Annotated in this window: 16 protein-coding genes; 1 reads left to right on the top strand and 15 read right to left on the bottom strand. The window is 65.4% G+C overall.

Annotation, left to right across the window (positions count from 1 at the left end; all coding sequences use genetic code 11):
- Window positions 1-42 precede the first annotated feature (42 nt).
- Complete coding sequence (locus ASD73_RS09600) at window positions 43-834, top strand: SDR family oxidoreductase (RefSeq protein ID WP_056373440.1); 792 nt, start codon at window positions 43-45, stop codon at window positions 832-834.
- On the opposite strand, the gene ASD73_RS09605 is transcribed toward ASD73_RS09600, so the two are convergent.
- The 15 genes from ASD73_RS09605 to ASD73_RS09675 form a co-directional block, all read right to left on the bottom strand.
- Window positions 831-2096 (bottom strand): DUF445 domain-containing protein, encoded by a 1266-nt coding sequence (locus ASD73_RS09605; protein WP_056371815.1) that lies wholly within the window; start codon window positions 2094-2096, stop codon window positions 831-833. The two genes, ASD73_RS09600 and ASD73_RS09605, sit on opposite strands and share 4 nt — an antisense overlap.
- A 70-nt stretch (window positions 2097-2166) precedes the next feature.
- Window positions 2167-5583, bottom strand: coding sequence for an efflux RND transporter permease subunit (locus ASD73_RS09610; protein WP_056371817.1), 3417 nt, complete (start codon window positions 5581-5583; stop codon window positions 2167-2169).
- A 48-nt stretch (window positions 5584-5631) separates the two neighbouring features.
- Window positions 5632-6828: an efflux RND transporter periplasmic adaptor subunit gene (locus tag ASD73_RS09615; protein ID WP_056371819.1), complete on the bottom strand. Its 1197-nt coding sequence runs from the start codon at window positions 6826-6828 to the stop codon at window positions 5632-5634.
- A 290-nt stretch (window positions 6829-7118) separates the two neighbouring features.
- Window positions 7119-7388 (bottom strand): GlsB/YeaQ/YmgE family stress response membrane protein, encoded by a 270-nt coding sequence (locus ASD73_RS09620; protein ID WP_056371821.1) that lies wholly within the window; start codon window positions 7386-7388, stop codon window positions 7119-7121.
- A gap of 120 nt (window positions 7389-7508) precedes the next feature.
- A complete protein-coding gene (locus ASD73_RS09625; RefSeq protein WP_037512925.1) occupies window positions 7509-7772 on the bottom strand; it encodes a GlsB/YeaQ/YmgE family stress response membrane protein in 264 nt (87 codons plus the stop codon).
- Between the two features lie 1000 nt (window positions 7773-8772).
- Window positions 8773-9882 carry a DUF2853 family protein gene (locus ASD73_RS22265; RefSeq protein WP_082521461.1) on the bottom strand — a complete coding sequence of 370 codons (1110 nt, stop codon included), beginning with the start codon at window positions 9880-9882 and terminating at the stop codon, window positions 8773-8775.
- Between the two features lie 128 nt (window positions 9883-10010).
- A complete protein-coding gene (gene nadA / locus ASD73_RS09635) occupies window positions 10011-11000 on the bottom strand; it encodes a quinolinate synthase NadA (protein WP_056371825.1) in 990 nt (329 codons plus the stop codon).
- A 71-nt stretch (window positions 11001-11071) separates the two neighbouring features.
- On the bottom strand, window positions 11072-11782 hold the full coding sequence (locus tag ASD73_RS09640; protein WP_056371827.1) for a hypothetical protein: 711 nt from the start codon (window positions 11780-11782) through the stop codon (window positions 11072-11074).
- 66 nt (window positions 11783-11848) lie between these two features.
- Window positions 11849-12496 (bottom strand): DUF4230 domain-containing protein, encoded by a 648-nt coding sequence (locus ASD73_RS09645; RefSeq protein WP_056371829.1) that lies wholly within the window; start codon window positions 12494-12496, stop codon window positions 11849-11851.
- Entirely contained in the window at window positions 12493-13272 is a 780-nt protein-coding gene (locus ASD73_RS09650; RefSeq protein WP_056371830.1) for a hypothetical protein, read from the bottom strand. Before ASD73_RS09650 ends, ASD73_RS09645 begins: the two co-directional genes overlap by 4 nt.
- Complete coding sequence (locus tag ASD73_RS09655) at window positions 13273-14190, bottom strand: MBL fold metallo-hydrolase (RefSeq protein ID WP_056373442.1); 918 nt, start codon at window positions 14188-14190, stop codon at window positions 13273-13275.
- A 153-nt stretch (window positions 14191-14343) separates the two neighbouring features.
- Window positions 14344-16011, bottom strand: coding sequence for a M56 family metallopeptidase (locus ASD73_RS09660; protein ID WP_056371832.1), 1668 nt, complete (start codon window positions 16009-16011; stop codon window positions 14344-14346).
- Window positions 16008-16376 carry a BlaI/MecI/CopY family transcriptional regulator gene (locus tag ASD73_RS09665; protein ID WP_056371834.1) on the bottom strand — a complete coding sequence of 123 codons (369 nt, stop codon included), beginning with the start codon at window positions 16374-16376 and terminating at the stop codon, window positions 16008-16010. Before ASD73_RS09665 ends, ASD73_RS09660 begins: the two co-directional genes overlap by 4 nt.
- 426 nt (window positions 16377-16802) lie before the next feature.
- On the bottom strand, window positions 16803-17654 hold the full coding sequence (locus ASD73_RS09670; RefSeq protein WP_056371836.1) for a hypothetical protein: 852 nt from the start codon (window positions 17652-17654) through the stop codon (window positions 16803-16805).
- 92 nt (window positions 17655-17746) lie between these two features.
- A complete protein-coding gene (locus tag ASD73_RS09675) occupies window positions 17747-18988 on the bottom strand; it encodes a S8 family serine peptidase (RefSeq protein ID WP_235534463.1) in 1242 nt (413 codons plus the stop codon).
- Window positions 18989-19079 lie beyond the last annotated feature (91 nt).

The raw sequence follows: 19079 nt of genomic DNA on the forward strand, positions 1-19079 counted from the left end.
AGCGATCTAGGCGCGGCGCCGCAGGCGCGCAATAAGGGCGCAATGGGACAGATGCTAATTTTCGGACTGGGCTATGCCGCGAGCCACCTCGCGGAACGGCTGCGCGCGCGCGGCTGGGAGGTGACGGGAACGTCACGCGACGGGCGCGGGGAGAGCATCGCCTTTGCCGATGAAGGAGCGGTGCTTGGCGCGCTGCGCAGCGCGACGCACATCCTGTCGTCGGTGCCGCCGGCCGAGGGGGCCGATCCGGTACTCGCGCGCTATGGCGAGGCGCTCGCGCTCGCCCCGGCGGGCTGGGTCGGCTATCTTTCGTCGACCGGGGTCTATGGCGATACCGGCGGCGCGTGGGTCGACGAAAGTGCGGCCATCAAAGGCCGCCGTCGCGACCGCAACACCGCCGACGCGGCTTGGAGCATCCTGCGCAGCGATGTCCGCATCTTTCGCCTCCCCGGCATCTATGGCCCCGGCCGATCGATCCTGGGTCGTATCGCCGAGGGCCGCGCGCATCGCATCGACCTGCCCGAACAGGTGTTCAGCCGCGTCCATGTCGATGACATCGCGGGCGGCGTGATGGCGTCGTTCAGGGGACCGGCGGGCGTCTATAATCTCGCCGACGATGAGCCCTGCCATCAGAATGAGTTGGTCGAATGGGGGTGCGCGATGCTCGGCGCGCCGCTGCCGCCGCTACAATCGCTCGATGACGCGGGCCTGTCACCCGCTGCACGCGCCTTCTATGCCGAGAACCGCCGCGTTGCCAATGGCAGGGCGAAGCGGCTGCTAGGCTGGAGCCCGCGCTATCCCAGTTTTCGCGAGGGGTTGGCCGCGAGCGGCTAAATCAGCACATCGACGGTGTGGATCAGCACGCCAACCAGTCCGCCGACCAGCGTGCCGTTGATGCGGATATATTGCAGATCGTCGCCGACGGCATTTTCCAGCCGGTCGGTGATCGTCTTGGCATCCCAGCCGCGGATCGTGTCGGACACCAGCCTGAGCGCGGTCTCGCCATAGCTGTCGACGACGCCGACGACGGCACGGCGGGCATAGCGGTTGAGCGTGCGCTTGATCGCCGCATCCTCGCCGAGCATCGCGCCGAATTGCGTCACGAGTTCGCCGATTCGTCCCGCGAGCATCGTGTCGGGGTTGCGCGCGGCCTTGAGCAGCGCGGTTCGCCCCTGTTCCCAGAGGCCGTCGAGCCAGCGCTTAACCGCCTTGTTTTCGAGCAATTCGTCGCGAACCTTGGCGACTTTCGCTTTCACTTCGGGGTCGTGCTGCAGGTCGAGCGCCATCTTGGCGAGCCCTTCCTCGACGCGGATGCGCAGCGGGTGCGTTTCGTCGACCGCCATCTCGCTGAGCAGCTTCGACAGCCCCGCGACGATGCGGTTCGAAATACTCTCGTCGAGCCCGGTGAAACGCACGATCGCGTTCGAATTGTCGTGCACCATCTGATGGATCAGATGCTCGTTGAGTTCGAGCGTCTTCGATCCCCATTTGACCATCGCGTCGAGCAAGGGTTGGTGCCGTCCCTCGGCAAGCGCGGCCTGTAGCGCCTGCCCGAGTAACGGCGCAACGTCGAGTTCGCGCAGGCGGTCAGCGATCGCCGATTTGACGATGCCCCCGAGGCGCTGCTGGTCGAGCGCTCCCAAACCGTCGGCGATGATCCGCGACGCGCCGAGCCGCAGCCGCCCGCCGCCCTCGCCCGGTTCGGACAGGAATTTGCCGACCGCGCCCGCGACGTCGACCGTCTGCATCTTGCGCGCGATCAGGCGCGGCAGCAGGAAATTGGTGAGCAGGAAGCGCGCGAGCGTATCGCCAATACGGTTCTTGTTGCGCGGGATGATCGCGGTGTGCGGGATCGGCAAGCCCATCGGGTGGCGGAACAGGGCGGTGACCGCGAACCAGTCGGCGAGCCCACCGACCATCGCCGCCTCGGCAAAGGCACGCACAAAACCGATCGCGGGATGGACATCCTGATAATATTTCGCGCCGAGAAAGACGAACGCCATGACGATGAGCAGGCCCGTCGCGACGACGCGGATGTTCGATCCTCTTGCCGGGATGGCGACGCCAATCGGCCGGGAAAGCGTGCGGTCGGTCATACGAACCAAATGGCGAAATGCCGCAAAGGTTGCAACCGGCGCAGTCGCTTACCGCGCCGGCCCGCCCCCATTACTCCGCCGGCTCGGGCGCGGGCGCCCCATGCGGCTTCGTATCGTCGCCCTTGCGGTAGGTGAGCAGGTTGCCGGAGAAGAAGCGGCCGAGGCGCTTTTCCATACTGTCGGCCAGGCTGAAGCCCGCAGGGACAATCAGCAGCGTCAGCAGCGTCGACAGGATCAGACCGCCGATCACGACGACGCCCATCGGCTGGCGCCAGGCGCCGTCGCCCGACAGCGACAGGGCTGTCGGCACCATGCCTGCAACCATCGCGACCGTCGTCATGACGATCGGCTGCGCGCGCTTGCGCCCGGCATCGAGCAGCGCGGCGTTCTTCTCGACGCCATGGTCCATCTCCTCGATCGCGAAATCGACGAGCAGGATCGAGTTTTTCGCGACAATGCCGAGCAGCATCAGCAATCCGATATAGACGGGCATCGAGACCTCCAGGCCGGTGATCCAGAGGCCGAGCAGCCCGCCGAGAGGCGCGAGCAGCAGCGACGACATATTGACCAGCGGCGACAGAAAGCGGCGATAGAGCAGCACCAGCGTCGAGAAGACGAGAAGAAGGCCCGAGACCACCGCGATCATGAAGTTGGTGATCAGTTCGGCCTGCCACTTGGCGTCGCCCTGGATGACCTTGCGGATGCCCTGCGGCATATTCTTGACCGCGGGCAGCGCGTCGATCTTTTTCTGCGCGTCGCCCGTGACCAGCCCCGGCGCGAGGTCGGCCCCGATCACGATACGTCGCGTCTGGTTGTAACGGCGGAGTTCGGTCGGCCCAGAGCCAAAGCCGATCGAGGCGATCGATTTCAGCGGCACCGTCGTCCCGCGCGAGGTCGGCACCGGCAGATTCTCGATCGTCGCAAGACTGCGGCGCGAATCTTCGGACAGGAGCACGCGGATCGGGATCTGGCGATCCGACAGCGAGAATTTGGCCGCATTCTGGTCGATGTCGCCCAGCGTCGCGATACGGATCGTCTGGCTGAGTGCCGACGTCGTCACGCCAAGTTCGGCGGCGAGGTCGAGCCGCGGGGTCACGATGATTTCGGGGCGCGGAATGTCGCCCTCAATCCGCGGCGACCGCACTTCCTTCAGCTTTTCCATCTGCGACACGATCAGGCGCGCATGCTGTTCGAGCGCGACCGGATCGTCGCCGCCGATGACCATCGTCATGTCGCGGCCCGAAAAGCCGCCCGACTGGCTCTGGAAGGTCACGCGCGCATCGGGGATCGCCGCCATGAGCGGCTGCAGACTCCGCTCCCATTCGACGCTGCTTATCTCACGGGTTTTCTTCAGCGTGATATAGACCCCGCCGTCGTTGACATTCACCTCATAAAAGGCGTTTTCGACATTCTTGTCTTTCGACAGGATCGCGGTGATCTGGTCCGAGATATTCTCGCTCTGTGCGAGCGTCGAACCCGGCGGCAGTTCATAGCGGATCTGGCTGTAGTCGCTGTTGATCGTCGGCTGGAACTGCTGCGGCAGTACCATCAGCAGGATAACGCTCATCGCGAGCGACGCGGCGCCGACCCCGACGATCCAGACACGGTGGTCGAACACGCGCGCCCAGGCGCGCTGGACCATGAACTTCGCCCAATTGGTAAAGACCGGCTGGCGCATGCCGATCAGCCACGCGAGCGCGCCGAGCAGGATGATCAGCAGGGCGACACCCATATAGGTGAGGATCGCTTCAACCGGCGTCTTCAGCATGAAGTACATCGCGGTATTGGGCTTATCCTGCCCGATTGGGACAGGCTGGAAATAGGCGTAAATCGCATAGAGCACCGACAGCCCGGCGAGGATCAGCGGCACCGCCAGATAGGCGATCTTCGTCGGATGCGCTTCGTAACGCGCGCGGATCGCATGATGCTTGCTGTTGTCGAGCGTCCACGCAAGGAGGCGTTCGTAGCGATCGACCCAGGGGCCGGAGGCATGGTCCTGCTCGCCCTGCGCCGACAGGAAATAGGCGGCGATCATCGGCGTAATCATGCGCGCGACCGCAAGGCTGACGAGCACCGCGAACACAACCGTCATGCCGAACTGGATGAAAAACTGTCCCGAAATGCCGGGCATCAGCGCGACAGGCAGGAAGACCGCGACGATCGACATCGTCGTTGCGACCACTGCAAGGCCGATTTCGTCGGCGGCGTCGATCGATGCCTGATACGCCGTCTTGCCCATGCGCATGTGCCTGACGATATTTTCGATCTCCACGATCGCATCGTCGACGAGCACGCCGGCCACAAGGCTGAGCGCGAGCAAGGACAGGCCGTTCAGCGAAAAGCCCATCATGTCCATGAACCAGAAGGTCGGGATGGCCGAGAGCGGGATCGCGAGCGCGCTGATCAAGGTCGCGCGCCAGTCGCGCAGGAAGAGGAACACGACGACGACGGCGAGGATCGCGCCCTCGATCATCGCGAGCATCGAGCTGCGATACTGCTCCTTCACATATTCGGTCTTGGTGAAGAGGATTTTGAATTCGACCTGCGGGTTCGCCTTCTTGATCTCGGCGAGCTTCTTCATCGCCTCGTCATGGACGGTGACGTCCGACGAGCCCTTCGCCTTTTCGATCGAGAAGCTCAGCACCTGCCGCCCGTTGATCTTGGCAAGGTTGCGCTGTTCGGCGTAACCGTCGGTCACCTTTGCCACGTCGGAGAGGCGGATCGTCCGCCCATTGCCGATCGAGATGTTCGTTTCACCGAGCTGGAAGGCGTTTTCGGCATTGCCGAGCACGCGCACCGCCTGTTCGGAGCCTGCGATTTCGGTGCGGCCGCCCGCCGCGTTGACGTTCGTCTGGCGCAGCTGCTGGTTCAACTGGCTGGCGGTGAGGCCATAGCTTTGCATGCGCGCAGGATCGAGGATGACGCGAATCTCGCGGCTGACACCGCCCGAGCGGCTGACCTTCGCCATGCCCGGGATCGACAGCAAATCCTTGGCAACCGTATTGTCGACAAACCAGCTGAGCTGTTCGAGCGTCATGTCCGACGTCTCGACCGCAAAATAGGTGATCGGACCGCCGGCGGCATCGACGCGCACGACCTGCGGCTCTAGAATGCCTTCCGGAAGGTCGCTGCGGATCTGCTGCACCGCCTGGTTGACGTCGTTGTAAGCGCGGTCGATCGGCGTGCCGATCGCGAACTGCACCATCGTGCGGCTGTTGCCTTCGCCGACATAGGAGGACAGCTCGTCGACGCCGCTGACGCTGCGCACCGCGGCCTCGACGCGCTGCGTGACCTGTGTTTCCAGTTCGGACGGGGCGGCGCCGGGCTGCGCAACGATGACCTGGACGAGCGGAAATTCGACGTCGGGATTGTCGTTGACATCCATCCGGTTGAAGCTGACGACGCCCGCCAGCAACAACAGGATGAACAGCACGATCGGCGGCACCGGATTGCGGATGCACCAGGCGGAAATGTTGCGAAAGCTCATGATCAAACGCCCTTGTGCACTAAATCTCTACCTGTGCCGTTCGGCCGGTTATTGCGACGATTTCTGGACCACCGGCTTCACCTTGTCGCCGGGGTTGAGGAAGGCGCCCGCCAGCGCGACGACCCGCTCGTTGCCCGTCAGGCCCGACGCGATCGACACGCCGTTGTCGGTTACCTGACCGACCTTCACCGGCTGGCGCTTGATCACGTTCTTGGCATCGACCACCAGCACGAAATTGCCCTCGGGGCCGCTCTGCACCGCGCTTTCGGGCAGTAGCGGCGCTTCCGCCGTGCCCGCGATCAGGCGCGCATCGGCAAAGCCGCCCGGACGCAGCGCCTCGCTGTACGGAACCGCGATGCGGACGGTGCCCTGACGCGTATCCATGTCGATAATGGGCGACTTCTGCCAGACTTGTCCGGCGATCTGGGCGGCGCTTCCGACCGGCGTCACCGTCGCGCGCGTGCCGACCTGGACACGGGCGAGATCGGCCTCGGCCATCTGGGCCAGCATTTCCATCTCGCCGCCGCGCGCCATCCGGAACAGGATGCCGCTGCCGGCGCCGACGATCTGGCCCGGCTCGACCTGACGAGTCAGCACGAGGCCCGCGGCGGGCGCGACGATATTGAGCCGATCGTTACGCGCGGTCGCTTCGGCATATTGCGCCTGCGCAACGCGGACCCGCGCGTTGGCGGCGTCGCGGGTCGCGCGCTTGCGATCCATGTCTGCCTTGGAGATGAAACCGCGCCCGACCAGCGCCTGCGCGCGTTCGAGTTCGGCCTGCGCCAGATCGGCATCGGCCCGCGCGACGCGGATCGACGCCGCGAGACTCGCGGCTTGTTGCGCCTGGACCGAGCGATCAATGACCGCGAGCGTCTGTCCCGCACCGACCCACTGGCCCGGCTCGACGAGGACGCGCACGACCTGCCCGCCCTCGCCCGCGACGCCGACGGGCATTTCGCGGCGGGCCGCGATCGTGCCGTTGGCCGAAATCGCCGCTTCGACCGACACGCGGCCGGGAATGACCACGGTGACGTTCGGGATCGCCGCGCCGCCCTGTCCTTCGCCTTCGGCGGCAGCGCCCTTGCTCTGCGTGAAGGCGTAATAGGTGGCCGCCAGCGCGAGCGCGATCAGCACCAGCGCGACGATCAGAAACGTCCGCTTGCGCCGGCTGTCGCCCGCGTCTTCATAAAAGCTTTGCGTGCCCGCCAGGCTGTCCATCACATCCACTTTCCGCTCGTAGTTCACGCCGAAAACCCTCCCTGCCTTGCGCGGCATCATGCTGCGGCAGGCGCAAGCGCGCCTGTCCCCTCGACCCCGCAAGAAAGGATCAATCCACTGCGAGGTGTATTACCTAATTAAATCACCACTGGCAAGAGGCGAAACTTCGCCATCCCCCCTGCGCCCCGGATCGCGGCTAATAGGCTTGTCCTCGTGCAATTTCCAGTGGTTACCGCCATGAAAAAGGGTGGCGCGCCTTGCGGCGGCCACCCTTTTCTTCCGGCCGGCCCGAACGGCCGGCCGTTATTGGCAGGCGATCAGCGGACCCGGCCGCGCCGCACGAGGTTGACGATCCCGAGCAGGATCACCGCGCCGATAAAGGCGGTGAGCAAGGTCATCGGATCAAAGGCGTTGCCGCGTAGATGTCCGCCGCCGAGCACGCCCTGCAGCAGGAAGCGGCCGAGGATCGACCCGATACAGCCGACGATGATGTTGAGGAAGATGCCTTGCTGAGCGTCGGTGCGCATCACAATACTGGCGAGCCAGCCGATGATGCCGCCCATGATGATAGCGATAATCCAAGTCATATGATGACCCCCTACGATCGATGTTGGCGCCTGACCCTGCAGGCCCCGCATTGGTAACCCAAATATTTGATATCGCCTAGCAGAATGGCGGCGGCGCGATCACGCCCGCCGCCACGCCGTTCAGCGGACGCTGCCGCGCCGTACCAGGTTGACAATGCCAAGCAGCACCACCGCGCCGATGAAGGCCCATAACAGCCCGATCGGACTGAAGGTGTCGAGGCTTGCGCCCATGCCGAAAAAGCTGCCGAGGAAATTGCCGAGGAACGCGCCAACGATGCCGACGACGACGTTCAGGATAATGCCCTGCTGCGCGTCTGTGCGCATGACGATACTTGCCAGCCAGCCGATGATGCCGCCGACGATCAATGTAATGATCAGACCCATGATTTTCCCTTCCCTGAACCGGCCGGGCAAGCGCCGATACCCGGCGAGTATATGAACGTCCGGTCGCGCCCGGACATCGTTTCAACGATGATGAAAGAATGCGGGTTGGGAGCGAAAGGTTCCCGGCCGGCCCGCGTGGGCTCGGCCGGGAAAGTGGGATCGGTTCCTGATCGGGAACGTCTCCGGGTCGCAAGACGCCACTAAGCAGCCGCGTTTGACGTTGGTGTGACGAAAGTCACAGGGGCGAAAATAAATGGGATGCGATACGGCCTGCGGCATCGGTGCGGCCATGATGCGGGGTACTTCGGCAGCCGCGCATACGAAATGGGGGCCGACATCGCTGCCAACCCCCACTATCCGGCTTTGCCCCACGCACTCCGCCTCACTTCATCCCGGTCCGCTTCTCTTGCGATCAGCAGCCCGCAAAACGATGCGTTGCGGCGCACGCCGGAACAATCCGGCGACGGTTTGGTCGGCCCCCTTTCGGGGGCCGGCCGCACCTGGAAAGCCCTTCATCATCTCTTCTTGCGTCCGCCGAAGCAGTCGCTGTCCAAGCGATGGACTGCATTTCCTGTACCCAATCGGGTCCGTATCAACTCGTGGGAATCGCTACGTTCCGTGATCAGGCTACCGGTCGATTTCCTCGTCAATCCGTCCGTTCTCTTCTGGCTAGTCTTGCAACTACCCTTGATGTCCCGGTGGTCTGTCGTCTCTGTCGTCCGATGATTTGAAGCTGACATGAAGCTTTCGGGTCGCCAACAAAAAATGCGCGAAAAGACAGGATGAACCGCCTGCGCTTGTGGATAAGTCCGGCATTAGCAACAAGCGGATTCACTGCAGCATTTTTGTAACAGCGGCGCAGCATTTTCGGATTCAAAACCGAACCGTCTCGCGGGCACTGCGATTCGATCCGGGTCGATTTTCATGCTCGCGAGTCGCGACTCGGTATAAAAAAAGCGGGACCCGGAGGCCCCGCTCTCTTTTCCTGTTGGATCGACGATCAGCCCTTCACGGTGACCTCGACGCGGCGCGCCGCCGAATTGTCGGTGCCGGTGGTGGTCGCCTCGGCGGGTTTTTCGAGCACGACCTTGTCGGCGGCGAAGCCGAGCTTCTCGAGCGCCGCCTTGACGCTCTGCGCGCGGTTCTTCGACAATTCGGCGTTGGCGGCCGCATTGCCCGTCGGGTCGTTATAGCCCGACACCGCGAGCGTCGCGGCGGGGTTGCTGTCCAGATACGCCTTTACCGAGGATGCCGCGGTCGTCAGATCGTTCGACACGTCCGATTTGCCGGTGTCGAAATAGACCGTCAGCATCGGCTTGCCCTCGCGGTCCGCAGCGACGACGCCGGCGCCCGCGGGGATAGCAGCCGCTGGGGCTGGCACCGCTGCGCCCTCCACGGGCGCGACGGTCTCGCTGATCGCCGCTTGGTCGGTGGCCGGGGCAACGGCCGCATCCTGTTTCGAACAATAGCGCAGGCCGAAGAACAGCAGCGCCGCCAGAACGAGCAAAAGCAGAAGCCAGGGCAGCCAGCCCATGCCGCCGCTCTTCTCGCTTTCGTCATCACCGCCCGAATAGGCGGTCTGCGGACTTGCTGCTGACGGCGCCGGTGCAGCAGGCGAGGCTGCCGGTGGCGGGGCCGCGGCGGCGGGTATGGCCGATGCGCCCGCCAAGCCCGCCGCTGCCAGCGGTACGGCGGAGGTCGTGTCATCATCCTTGCCGGAATCGCCGTCCAGCCCGCCGACGGCGGCGAGCCCTGCGGCAGCGCCCGCGGCACCAGCCGCGCCTGCCGCGCCGCCAAAGAGCGTGAGCAGGCCGAAATGCTGCGCGAGGAGATAATAGACGGTGACGCGGTTCTTGGTCCGGTCCTCCTTCATCCGCTCGCCAACGCCAGCGATCGCAGCATCGAGCGTCGCGTCATCGTCGGTGAGCCCCAGCTTTTTCTTGAGGAAGTTTTCGCGGACGCGGTCGGTTTCTTTTGTGTCGGTAAAGGAAACAAGCGAGGAATCACGGTTTCTGAGGGCGATGCCAAGATATTTGACGAGTCCCGACACCACATTTTCGTCGGCGTCCGCGACATATTTCCTGACATCCGCCAGCCAATCTTCTGCCATGCGATTTCCTCCTGCTTAGACGCAAGGGTTCGTCGTCGGACGCTCGCACGGGGGGCGAGACTCGCGTCTTAGGAGGCGGAACTTATATCATTTTCCGCGAAAGCAAACATCGCGGCGAGAAATAGGGGCTATCGCTTGCCGAGATCGCCCTTGCCGACCGTGCCCGACGCCATTTCGAGCATCCGGTCGAGGCTCTTGCGCGCGGCGAGGCGGAGGCCTTCCTCCATCTCGATCTGCGGCTTCAAATCGCGCAGCGCGATGTAGAGCTTCTCCATCGTGTTGAGCGCCATATAGGGGCAGATGTTGCAGTTGCAGTTGCCGTCGGCGCCGGGCGCACCGATGAACTTCTTCTCGGGCAGGGCGAGCTCCATCTGGTGGATGATGTGCGGCTCGGTCGCGACGATCAGCGTGTCGCCCGGGAAGGTCTTGGCGAATTGCAGGATCCCGCTAGTCGAACCGACGTAATCGGCATGGTCGACGATATGCGGCGGGCATTCGGGGTGCGCCGCGACGGGGGCGCCCGGATGCTGTGCCTTGAGCTTGATCAGTTCGGTTTCGCTGAATGCCTCGTGCACGATGCACACGCCCGGCCACAGCAGCATCTCGCGTCCGAACTTGCGGTTGAGATAGCCGCCGAGATGCCGGTCGGGACCGAAGATGATCGGCTGACTCTCGGGGATCTGACTGATGATCGTCTCGGCGCTCGACGAGGTGACGATGATGTCGCTGAGCGCTTTCACTGCCGCCGAGCAGTTGATGTAGGTCAGCGCGATATGGTCGGGGTGCTTCTCGCGAAAGCGCTTAAACTGTTCGGGCGGACAGCTGTCCTCGAGGCTGCACCCGGCGTCCATGTCGGGCAGGATCACGATCTTTTCGGGGCTGAGGATCTTCGCGGTCTCGGCCATGAACTTCACGCCGCAGAAAGCGATGACATCGGCGTCGGTGTCGGCGGCCTTGCGCGACAGCTCGAGCGAATCGCCGACGAAATCGGCGAGGTCCTGAATCTCGGGCTTCTGGTAATAATGCGCGAGGATGACGGCGTTGCGTTCCTTGCGCAGGCGCTCGATTTCGGCGCGCAGGTCGAGGCCCGAGAGATTCTCGCGAATGGGAGCAGTCATCGCTTTTCCTTATATGGCTTTAGCCTTGGCGCACCCCCTACACCGCCGCCCGCGACAGGGCAATTCGGCTATCAACCGGCAAGCCGCTCCGCGAGCGCGATGACAGGGGGCGTCATCGCCAAAAGATAGATGGTGATGCGCACCGCGATGACAATCGCCGCGATCGCTTTTGTCGCGGGATGGACGCGGCCCAACGTTCGCCGATCATACAGCGCGATGATCCCGACGACGCCAAGCTGGATCAGCCCGATCGGAATGTCGGACCAGCCGATCATCAGCGGCATCGGCAGGATGCGGCCGAGCGCGGGTTCAAGGATGACGATCGTCGCCCCGATCATCAACCGTCGGTGCCACGCGGTCGTATGACGCCGCCGGATCGCGGCCCACACCATCAGGCCGAAGACGAGCGATTCCACGGTGATGAGCGCGAGGAAATAGGGCGGCGAGAAGAAGGGCGGGAAGCGGTTTAGCACCAGCGATGCGAGGCCGGTGAAGATGCCAAGGCCGGTGATGAACAGCGCGAGCCCCGCGCCGATCCACCCGAGCCGCCGGTGCAGCGCGAGATTATCGCGCGAGACGAGCGTTGGCTGGACGATCAGCAGCGCGAGCCATGCCAGCATGGCGACCCCGTGCAGATGCACCCAGAAAGGCACCGCGACCGGATCGACGAAGCCCCTGAGCGCGAATTGCAGGAAGCCGAAGACGATAAAAATCGCGAGGCCGATCGCCATGCGATGCCAGAAAAGCTCGGCGCGCGCGGCGCCCTCTGCGTTGGTTGCCATGCCTGTTCCCCCTTGCCCGACCGGGAGAGAGAATAACGCAGCCTCGAAACTCCGGAAAGCCGGGATTTATCCAGCTGGCGCGTCGGCGAAGCGCGCGGTGACCTTGGCATCGATCCCCGCGGCCTTCAGCGGCATCGCGAAGCTCTGCTCGACCGCGGTCCGCGCCGCCCCCTGCGCGAGGCGCATCGGCGTCGCACCCTTTGCCTGCGCGATCAGTTCCTCCTGCGCGCGCTTGCGGTTCGCGGCGTCGAGCGTGCGCTCGGCGTCGGTGAGAGTCAGCAAAATTTCGCCATCGCGATATTCGCTGATCGCGTCGATATCGATCTCGGGTCCCGCGAGCCGCAGCGGGGGCAAGGTGACGGTGAGCGCATTGGTGGTCGCATCCCAGTCGAGATCGGACTGTTTCAACTTTCCGAGATCGAGTTCGTAACGCACCGTGCCCGGCATGATCATCGTCTTCTTCGCGCTCAGCCCCAGGCGGCTCTGCGTCGACGTCACGACGGCGACATAGCGCGCGGTGAAGGGCACGAGCACATTCTGCTCCTGCAATCCCTGCAGGCTCGCCGCGACGACGGTTTCGGGGTCATAGCCGCGCTGCCAGTCCTGCCACGCCGAAACCGCCCACCAGGCGGCGAGTGCCAGCAACGCCGCGGCGGCGAGCAGGGTGAGGCGCGGCAACAGGCGCGGTGCAGGCGAGGAAAAAGACTGGGTCATGGTGTCGTATAATCCGAACATTCGGGCGCCGGCCGGTCCATTTCATAGCGCGACGTCGCGGGGTTGTAACGCAGCGTGCGTTCATAGCTGCACTCGGGGTCTTTTTCGTGGATGAGGTCGGCGGCCTTGAGGCGCTGGCCGCTATTGTCCTGCGACCGGCGAGAGGTGCGCGGATAGGCGGTCGCAACCGCGCGATAGGTCAGCGCGGGAAGCTCTCCGGTCTCGACCGGCCCGGCGGACAGGGTACCGGTGAAATTATAATCGTCGTGGCACGCCTCGCGCCGGTCTTTCATATCCTGTTCCGAAAAACAGGCGCGGATCATCAGCGAGCTGTCCCACACGACGTCGAGCACCTCATCGCCGACGCGCATGTTCGAAGGCGTAGAGTCGAGACGCAGCAGGCGCAGCCGGCTGCCATTGCCGCCGCCGCCCGAATACATCGTGGTGTAGCTGATCACGACGCCCATCAGATATTGGCGCGCATCGGCCGCCGCGTCACCGTGCGGCGGAACGGCGACAAGATACGGCCAGAGGCCGAGCGACTGACCGTCATCGCGGTTGTACGGAAGCGGCAGATCCCTTGCGTCGCCGCTCGCCGGCGCGGTCAGAACGAGCCCGCTATCGGCCTCGCCCGCATTCGCAGAACCCGGCAGATCGAGGCACAGGCTTTTGTCGGGAAGGCATTTCCTATCGCCCTCGCCCGCGACGAGCGCGATGACGACGGGATCGGATGCGACCGCAGGCTGCGCGGCGGCGATCAGGAGCGGCATCAGCATCTAGGCGAGCATCCATTCATCGTTATCGTTGCGCACAGCGCCACGCGCCTGGAGGTCGATCAGATGCGCGAGCACCGAGCGTCCCGCGGCGCCGGTCAGCCGCGGGTCGAGCCCCTTGTACATATGCTTCACCATCTCGGGGATGACGCTTGTCCCTTTTTCGAGTTCCCGCAAGATCTGCCGCTCGCGCTGCCTGCGGTGGCCGAGCATACCGCGCACGAGTTGCCGCGGCTTGGTCACCGCGGGGCCGTGCGCCGGATAATAGACGCGGTCTTCGCGGTCATAGAGTTTCGACAGGCTCGCCATATAGGCCGCCATGTCGCCGTCGGGCGGGCTGACGACGCTGGTCGACCAGGCCATGACATGATCGCCGGTGAACAAAGCGCCGCTCTCGACGAGGCCGAAGCAGAGATGGTTCGAGGTATGCCCGGGGGTCGCTACGGCTTCCAGCGTCCAGCCATCGCCCGAAATCCGCTCGCCGTCGGACAATACGCGGTCGGGGGCATAATCGGGGTCGAACGCCGAATCGGCGCGCGGCCCGTCGTCGGACAGCGCCAGCGGCGCGCAGCCGATGATCGGCGCACCCGTCGCTTCTTTCAGCGGCGCGGCGGCGGGCGAATGATCGCGGTGGGTGTGGGTGCAGAGGATCGCGGCGATGCGCTGGCCTTCGGTCGCGCGCAGGATCGCGTCGACATGGCCGGTGCCGTTGGTGTCGGCAGGATCGCCGATGCTGAGCCCCGATCCGGTCGGGCCGGGATCGATCACCGCGACATCGCTGCCCGCGCCGACGATCCATGTCTGGGTGCCGGTGAAAGTATAGGGCGACGGGTTGGGCGCGAGCACGCGCCGCACCAGCGGCTCATGCTGTTCGCACTCGCCGGCGCGGATGCTGTCGGGCCAGGGCTTTTCTTCGCTCATGCCGCCCATGTGGCATCGCGCGGGACGAAGGAAAAGGGATGGACGTGAAAAAGGGAGGAGGCCTGAGAAAGGGAGCGGCATGGGCCGCCCCCTTTCCCCGCCCCTGCCGCCGGCCCCACCGGGGAGTAAAGGCCGGCGGTGAAGCTGCTCGGGTCAGTGCCCCGATTTCTCGATCTCGGCGATCGCCTTTTCGAGGTCGGCGGCGACCTTGGCACGCATGTCCTCGGACAGGCTGCGTGCGCGTTCGCCCTCGACAAAGGCCTCGCGCGCCTTCTTCAGCGCCGACAGCCGCGCCGCCTTGGCTTCGGGCCCGTCGCTGCATGCGAACATCATGACATGGCTGCGCTTGTTGCCGGTGCTTTCGTCGCGGTTGACGATCGGCGCCGCCTTGCCGTCACCGCATTTGCCCATGATCATCGCCTGCCCGTGAGTGCTCCAGGTGCCGTGCATTGGGGCCATTGGCGGGATTGGGGGCATCGGGGCCATGACGGTGCGGATACGCTCCTTACGCTTCGCCTCGAGCTTGTCGGCGATCGCTTCGGCGCGTTTTCCTGTGATGCCCTGTTCCTTTAGCGTCGCGATGACATCGTCGCGCGACAAGCCGCCGGGCGAGCGGATTTCGATGCGGCGTAGCTTGTCCTTGCCGTCGGCGGGAGCGAACATCACCGCGGGCGCCTGGCCTTCGTCGCCCTCGCGGCGGATGACGATGCGGTGGACTTCGCGCTTCTTCTTGCCGTCGTCGGTTGCGGCGTCGTCGCTGTGCTCGGAGAAGACCATCATGCCGGGCGCATCGGGTGCCTCGGAGGGAAGCGGCGGTTCGGGCGGTGCCGGCGGCGCGGGCGGTTCGCCGAGGTCGACGGTCTGCGCCTTCGCCATGACGATACCCGCGGGGACGAGCGTCGCCGTCGCACCAAGCACGGCCAGCGTCGCGCTGCCGATCAGCAATCGGCCGACGAGGCCGCGCTTCTTTGAAATATCCCCTTGCGTCAACATCGTCAGCCTCTCCTGCAGATTATCGTGGACCGCCATCGGCGCGGCGAGCGACAGGCGCGGCCCGACCGCGGCCTTGACGATCGCGGTCGCATAGCGCGCGGTCCGCTCGCCGCGTTCGTCGCAGTCGGTCATCGTCAGCACGCGCGCGTCGCACGCCGCTTCCTGATCGAAACGAAAGGCGCGGATGGCGCGCCAGGCGAAAGGGTTGAACCATTGGGCGGCGAGCAGCACAAGCGCCGCGCTGTTCGCCCACAAATCGCCGTGGCGGTGGTGCGACAGCTCGTGATCGATCGCCAGCGCACGCTCCTCGGCGACATAGCGCGCGAAGAAATCTTGCGGGACAGCGACGTAGCGCTGCCACAGCCCGAAAGCGACCGGGCCGTCGACCGCGTCGGACATCACCAGCCGGATGTTGCCGATCGGCTCAAGCTCGACCGCCTCGCCCAGCACCGCGCGGCGGAAACGCTGATGCGACACCATCGCGGTTACCAGCACGGCGATCATCCCCGCCGCCCAGAGCGCGAAGGCGAGCGGGATCAGGTCGGCGAGCGACCAGAGCGGCTCGGCCGAGACGGGCGCCGCGACGGGCAGGCCTACGGGCACCGTCACGGCCATTTCGGCCGCCGGCTCGGGCATGACCACGATCGGATCGGCGAAGGGCAAGGGCGGCAGCACCAGCCGCAGCGCGGGCACGGCCCACAGCGCATAGGTGAGCCGCGGCCCGAAATGCCGCGCGAACGGCTTGCGGACGACCAGAACCAGCAGGACGAGGATGGCGGTGACGACGAGCGTATCGGCCCACGCCTGGAGCAGCATCCCGGCGTTCATGACTTCAGCCTCTTCAGCAAGGCTTCGATCTCGGCGATGTCGGTGTCGGTCAGCGCCTCGCGGTCGGCGAGATGCGCGATCAGCGGGCTGACGCGGCCGCCGAACAGGCGGTCGACGAAACGCTGCGATTCCTCACCGACGGCGTCGGCGCGTTCGATCGCGGGACTGTAGAGATAGCGCCGGCCGTCGGCTTCCGCCGTCACCGCGCCCTTCTGGACCAGCCGTGCGAGCAAGGTCTTGACCGTCGCTTGTGTCCAGCCGTTGATCTTGCCGATCCGCGAGGTCAGGTCGGCGGCGGTCTGTGGGGCTTTGTCCCACAGCGCCGACAGCACCTGCATCTCCGACTCGCTTGCTCGTTCTGCCATGCGGACCCCTCCCATTGGCGTCGTCGTCACCGATGCGACTACAAATGTAGTCAAAGGGCTGAACGCTTCCTGAACGAAGCCGAACATCGAAGTGTCGGGATTTTTGACAGCGTGCGATCCCGGTAAGGAATTGCTAACCAGCGTCTCGCGCCAAAATCGGCGAACGCCGTAAATTGGCACGGCAATTGTATAGTATCTAATGTTCCCGAGTGTTCCGCTCATTGGAGCGGTGGGGGACATCAGTCTGGTCCCTGATGTCCCCTGCCCCCACCCGGGAAAACCCCACTTGCCCCCGATGCAGACGGGGGGCGGAGCGGCCGAAAGGCCCCGCCCCCCGGAAGCTTTATCACCCGAACGAAAAAAGGACGGACCGCAATGGCGGCCCGTCCAGATATGGCCGCCGCGAACGGCGGCCACCCCATTCGCTTATTCGGCTTCCTGCTGCTCGGCCGCTTTCTTGAGCTGGCCCTTGGTCATGCCGGTGACGAGGACATCGCCCGACCCCGCAAAGCTTGCTGCGGGCAGCGTCGCGACGCGGTCACCGACCTCGACCGTCACCGCCTGCACGACACCGCCGCCCGTCTGGCGCAATTCCTGGACATGGCCGATCACCTTGCCACGCGCGTCGGTCACCGCCATGCCGGGTTCGACGGCGAACATCCCCGCGCCATTGGCCGCGCCGCTACCGGCGGCGGCGAGCTGGCCGAGGCTGCCCTGGAAGCTGCCCGCGACCGACCCGGCGCCGCTGGCGCTGCCTGAGACGTTCGACAGTGCGGCGCCGGTCCGGTCACGGGCAGTCCCGACCGCACCGCGCGCGGTGCCGGTGGCGGTCGAAGCCACGCCCCTTGCAGTACCAACGGTGCCGCGCGCGGTGCTGCCGACGAAATCGGTCCCCACCGCCTGCGCATCGAGGCTGCCGCTGCCCGAAGCGTTGCCCGAGCCGCTGGCGTTACCCCCAAGGCTGTTGCCGAGCAGATCGCCGCTGCCGTTCGCCGAGCCCTTGCCGTTCGCATCGGCATTGCCTTTGCCCTGAACACGGCCCGAACGGCGGTCAACCTGCGCGTCGCCGCGGCCCGATCCGGTCAGATCGCCCGCGCCGCCAAGCGTGCCGCCGATAGGGCCGGTCGGATTGCCGAGCGTCCCGCCCAGCGTGCCGCCGAGGTTACCGCCCAGGCCGCCACTGCCACTGCCGCCGAGCAGCTGCGCATTGGCCGGAGCCGAAAAGGCCATGGCCGACGCGGCGAGCGCGATGGCCGAAATGAAGATGCGATTTGCCATTGGTCTTCTCCTGAATTTTCGGCCCGGAGGGGATGGGCCTGGAGAGAGAACGATGGCGCGTTCGATTCTCTTCCGAAAAATCCCGGGGGCGCTCAGCGGCCTCCGCAAGTCCCGCAAATCAGGCCGTGGCCATAGATTTTGTCGCGCCCCTTCTTGCCCAGATCACGTGCTTCCATAACGAGCGCCGCGACGGCGGGGCCGATGCGATCGATCGCGGGGGCAGGATAGCGAAGCGCAAGCCGTCCGGCGACGAGCGGTGCGGCGAAAGACGTGCCGCGCAGCCGGTCGCTGCCTACTGCCCCCGTCGCCGCCAGCACCGCGTCGCCAGGCGCAGCGAAATCGACATGCAGCGCGCGCCCGGCCTCGGGCAGCGCGCGCGCTTTCGCGTCGACCCCGGTCACCGCAAACACGCCCTTGTAGGAAGCCGGATAGGCGGGCGGTGCGGCGGGCCCGTCGTTGCCGACCGCCGCGACGATCAGCATCCCGCGCTGCTGCGCCCGCGAAACGGCTGTCGAAAGCAGTTTGTTGTCCGGTCCGACAAGGCTGATCGTCGTCACCGCAACACTGTTTTGGACGAGCCAGCCGAGTGCACGCGCGATCGCGCTGGCGTTGCCGCCCGCCGGGTCGGTCCCATAGACATCGGCCGCGAGCAGGCGCTGGCCGGGCGCCGCGCCCTGCACCGCGCCGCTTCCAACGAGCAGCGACGCCACCGCCGTGCCATGGCGGCTCGCCGACGGCGCACCTTCCGCAAAGCCGCGCTGTTCGACCCGCCCGGCGACCGATGGATGCGCCGCGACGCCGCCGTCGATCAGCCCGAGGCTCGCTTTGCCGCTGCCCGGGGCCGTTGCGAGCGCCACGCCGGGCAACACGCCGCCCGGCCCGCTCGCGAAATAGAGATTGTCGACGTCTACCTCGGCGCCCGGGAGCAGCTTCGCGAGCTGTTTGCGCGCCCGGCCAAGGCTGCGCCCGTCGGGCACGCGAAACCGTGCGAGATCGAGATCAAGTCCCTCGATGCGCTCGCGGTCGATCAGCACGAACCCCGCCTCGCCCGCCCGCGCGATCATTGCCGCATCGACCCCGCTCGCGACAAGGACGCCGCGTATCGCGGGTTCGCCGCGCTCGTCCAGCTCGATGCTGTCGCGATTGCTGCGGACCAGCGCGGAGATGCGGTCGAGCCGGACATCCAGCAACCGATCACCGATCCCGGCCAGCCGCCCTGCATCCATCTCGGGCAGCGACGGCAGCGTGCGCGCGGCATCGGGAAGCTGAACTTGCGGTAGCGCGATCTGAGCCGCGACGCGCGCGTCGGTCCCGCCGAGCAGGAAGCAAAGCATTGCCAATGATGTCGTCCAAAATCGCATCGCAAGTCTCACAAGGATCGGCGTCTCAACCGGTTCCCGAAAAAATTTAGCATGGTGCGGAAGA

The sequence above is a fragment of the Sphingopyxis sp. Root154 genome, from assembly GCF_001427105.1.
Taxonomy (GTDB): Bacteria; Pseudomonadota; Alphaproteobacteria; order Sphingomonadales; family Sphingomonadaceae; genus Sphingopyxis.